Here is a 4,137-nt window from a genome sequence, read left to right on the forward strand (position 1 = left end):
GCCGGCGGCCGTCGCAGGGACGTTCGTCGACCCGGTCACGGAGCACGTGAAGATCCCCGCGGAGCTGGCCGCCGCCGCTGGCGCCCCAGGCGTCGGCACGGAGACCGTGACGATCGTCGGGCCGAAGGTCCCAGCCGCGGCCGCGGCGACGTCCGCCGGCCGTGCGGGTGATCCCACTGGCGTGGACGGGCCCACCCTCCTGCTGTCCGCCCCCGCCGCGGCCGCGGCCGCGGCCCGGGCGGCGGCCGGTGCCGGTGCCGCTGGCGGTGACGGTGGCGACCAGGACACCGTCATCACCCGCACACTGCCCGCCTCGGGCGGTCGGCCGCCGCGTAAACGCGACCGGCCCGCGGACGGGCGGGAGCGGCGCCGGGAGCGCCGGGAGCGGCCGGCGGCCGAACTGCCGTCCGACCTGCCCGCCTACGCCGACGACGAGCCGGCGTACACCGAGCAGGAGACCGTTCTGACCCGGCGCGGCAAGGACCTGGCCGGGGTGTCCGCCGCGGGCGAGCCGCCCGTCTACGTCGAGGACGTCACGATGCGGCTCACCCCGCGCCGCCGCCGCGTCACCCTCGACGGCATGCTTGAGGAGCTGGGCTGATGGCCGACCGTCCCCGGCGTTCCGGCTCGCCGCCGGATCCCGACTCGCCGACCGTCTCCGACCTGCGCACGCTTGGCGGTCCGCCGCCGCTCGACGACCCGCGGATGGCACCCGTCGCCGCCGCCCCGACGGCCTCCCTGCGACGCCGGCGGCTCCTGCAGGCGATGATCATCGTGCTCGTCGTCATCGCCGGCAACTTCCCGTACATGGACTCCTGGGCGTCCGACCGCTACGACGAGTGGCGCTCCCACCAGCCCGCGTACATGCGTGACAACGGGCGCTGGGACATCGTCGCGGACAGCGGCTCGCGATCCATCCACGCCGCGCTGCTGCGCACCGGCAAGGTCCTGCTGATGGCCGGCTCCGGCAACGACAAGAACAACTTCGACGCCAAGCGGTTCGAGACCATCCTGTGGGATCCGACGACGAACAGCTTCCAGAAGATCTACACGCCCTGGGACGTCTTCTGCGCCGGTCACGCGTTCCTGCCCAACGGCGACCTGCTCATCGCCGGGGGGACGAAGGCCTACGAAGTGCTGGCCCAGGACGCCCCCGACGGCAAAAAGAAGGAATACGAGGGGCTGAAGGACTCCTACCTGTTCGATCCGATCAGCCAGCGATACGTCAAGACCGGATTCATGCAGCATGCCCGCTGGTACCCGACGCTGGTCACGCTCGCGAACGGTGCCGTCGTCGCCGTCTCCGGGCTCAACGAGAACGGCGACATCGATCCGGGCAACACGGAGTCCTTCGACATCGCGAACTCGGCCTGGATCGAGCATCCGGAGCTGCGCAAGGAGTTCCCGACCTACCCGTCGCTGCTGCTCACCGCGGACGGCCGGCTGTTCTTCTCCGGAGCCAACGCCGGCTACGGCCCGGCATCGCTGGAGGCCCGCCAGCCGGGGCTGTGGAACCTGACGAACAACCAGTTCCAGGTCGTTCCCGGACTGCCGCTGCCCGAGGTCAACGAGACGGCCGGCACCGTGCTGCTCGCCCCGGCGCAGGAGCAGAAGGTGATGTTCATCGGCGGTGGGGGCGTCGGCGACACCCAGGTGGCGACCGACCGGACCGCCATCGTGGATCTGTCCGCGCCGCAGCCCGCCTGGCAGCGCGGCCCGGACCTCAGCTCGCCGAAGCGGTACCCGGGCGCGGTGCTGCTCCCCGACGACACCGTGCTGGTCTCCGGCGGGTCGCGGCGCTACCGGGCGAAGGACACCCTCAGCGCCGAGATCTACGACCCGGCGACGAAGGCGTTCCGCCCGGTGGCCGATCCGCACGTCGGCCGCAACTACCACTCCGAGTACCTGCTGCTGCCCGACGGCCGGGTCGCGGTGTTCGGCTCCAACCCGCTCAGCGACGACAACACGTTCGAGACCCGCGTCGAGGTCTACTCGCCGCCCTACCTGTACGCCGGGGAACGCCCGGTGATCCGCGGCGCCCCGGAGACGATCACCCGGGGCACCGCGATCACCCTGCGCACCTCGCAGAAGATCGGCAAGGTCCGGCTGATGCGCCCCGGCGCGTACACCCACGTGACCGACACCGAGCAACGGTCGGTGGCGTTGCCGATCACCGGGCAGGCGGACGGTACGGTCACTGTGAGCGTGCCGGACAATCCGAACGTTCTGCCGGGTGACTGGTACATGCTCTTCGTCGACAACGGTGCGAACGTGCCGTCGGTCGCGACCTGGGTGCACGTGACCCCCTGACGGCCGCCGCCGCGACCGGTGGCGGCGGCCGTCGGCGGGTCGCGGCGGGGTCGCGGCGGGTCGCGGCGGGTCGCGGCCGGCGGGGGAGTGGGTCCCCGCGGCGGCCACCCCGTGCCGAGGTCGGCGAGGCCACCGTCGAGAGGAGTGCCTTCGTGCCGACGTCCAGGTCCCGGGCCGCCGCCCCCATGCCGCCGGGCGGCGACCATGCGTGGCCAGGCCGGCCGCGACAGGCCCCTGCCCCCCACGGCCCGGGACGGCGGGCGCGACGCCCGCGCGCCTGCGGGCGTCCTCGCGGGGTCGCCGCCGTCCTCGCACTGGCCGCGGCACTGGTCGTGGCGCTGGTCGGATGCGGTCCGGACGACGGGAAGTCGCCCGGCGGCGCCGGGGGCGCGGCCGGCGCCGCGACCGCGGTGCCCGCCCCCGACCCGACCCGCTGCCCCGAGGGCGGCAGCGCCGGGAGCGGTCCGTCCCTCGTCGCCGACGGTGACGCCGCGTGGGGTCGTGCGCCCCGCGGCCCGTTCCTGGTCGACCCGCACAGCCAGGCGGCGCAGCAGGCGCAGGCCCGCCCGGCCGATGCCGCGGCGATCGCCCCGCTCGTGCAGACCTCGACCGCCTTCCCGGTCGGTGAATGGGTCAAAGACCTCGTCGGTGAGGTTCACAGCCGGGCCGCGGCGGCGTCGGCGGCCGGCTCCACCGCCGTGTTCATGGTCTATGCCATCCCGCACCGGGACGTGGGTGCCGGTTTCTCCCCCGGCGGGCTGCCCGATGCCGCCTCCTATCGCCAGTTCACCCGCCAGGTCGCCGCGGGCATCGGCGGCGCGGCGGCGGTCATCGTGCTCGAACCCGACTCGCTCGGGCAGATCGACCAGCTCACCGCCGGCGAGGCCGCCGAGCGCTACGCGCTGCTGCGCGACGCGGTCGACGTGTACGGCGCGCTGCCGGCGACCAGCGTCTACCTCGACGGCGCGAACTGCGGCTGGATCGCCCCGGCGGTCATGGCCCGGCGGCTGGCCGAGGCCGGGGTCGCGCACGCCCGCGGCTTCGCCGTCAACGTGGCGAACTACTACCGCACCGAGGACGAGGTCGCCCGCGCCGAGATCCTTTCCCGGTACATCGGCGGAGCTCATTACGTCGTCGACACCTCCCGCAACGGCCGCGGCCCGGCGGCCGGGCTGACGAACGGATGGTGCAATCCGCCCGGTCGCGGCCTCGGCGAGAAACCGACGACCAGCACGGGATATCCGCATGCGGACGCGTTCCTGTGGGTGAAGACGCCCGGCGCGAGCGACGGGGAATGCGGCCGCGGCAATCCGGCGGCGGGCAAGTGGTGGCAGGAACAGGCCGTGGAGCTCGTTCGCAACGCCGTGGACTGATCACCGGCAATTCCACGCACCCCCGGACGGGGGATGGAGTCTTCCCGAACGGGAGATTTACCGATACCCGTCGACTGGTCGTCATTGTCGCGGTCGATATGCTCTTCCCGACATCGGGGCACTGCGCGTCAACGCCGCGCGGTCGCGGGCATTCGGAGGTCGCGTGTCGGAAGCCTCGAGTCACCGCCGTCATCGCCGTCACCGCCGCCCGGTCCCGGCGGCGGTCCCGAGCACCCCGCCGGGCCACCGGCGCAGGTTCTTCGCGCTGCTCTGGCCGTCCGCGGCGCTTATGGTGTGCGCCGGTTTCGGGCTGGAGCAGCTCGTCATCGACCCGGCCTACGGCTCCTCGGGCGGGTCGAGCACGGTCGCCGCGCAGCCGGGCGTCATCACCCTCACACCCGCCCCGGCGCCGGCCTCGCCCGGCTCCGTCCCGGTCGCGACGGCCGGGGTGGCA

At 73.6% G+C, this 4,137-nt stretch carries 3 protein-coding genes and 1 pseudogene; all 4 read left to right on the plus strand.

All coding sequences use genetic code 11. The features are described 5' to 3' along the window. A pseudogene (locus FRAQA3DRAFT_RS00025) lies at positions 1-601 on the plus strand (glycosyl transferase); the annotation flags it as partial. A gap of 164 nt (positions 602-765) precedes the next feature. Beyond that, positions 766-2,310: a galactose oxidase early set domain-containing protein gene (locus tag FRAQA3DRAFT_RS00030; RefSeq protein WP_035921778.1), complete on the plus strand. Its 1,545-nt coding sequence runs from the start codon at positions 766-768 to the stop codon at positions 2,308-2,310. A gap of 152 nt (positions 2,311-2,462) precedes the next feature. Beyond that, the gene (locus FRAQA3DRAFT_RS00035) at positions 2,463-3,683 is read left to right on the plus strand and encodes a glycoside hydrolase family 6 protein (protein WP_009399037.1); all 1,221 of its coding nucleotides are present in this window, start codon (positions 2,463-2,465) and stop codon (positions 3,681-3,683) included. 163 nt (positions 3,684-3,846) lie between these two features. Further along, on the plus strand, positions 3,847-4,137 hold a 291-nt coding region (locus FRAQA3DRAFT_RS35615; protein ID WP_009399039.1), incomplete at its 3' end, for a hypothetical protein.

Source organism: Frankia sp. QA3 (assembly GCF_000262465.1).
In the GTDB taxonomy this organism is placed as follows: Bacteria; Actinomycetota; Actinomycetes; order Frankiales; family Frankiaceae; genus Frankia.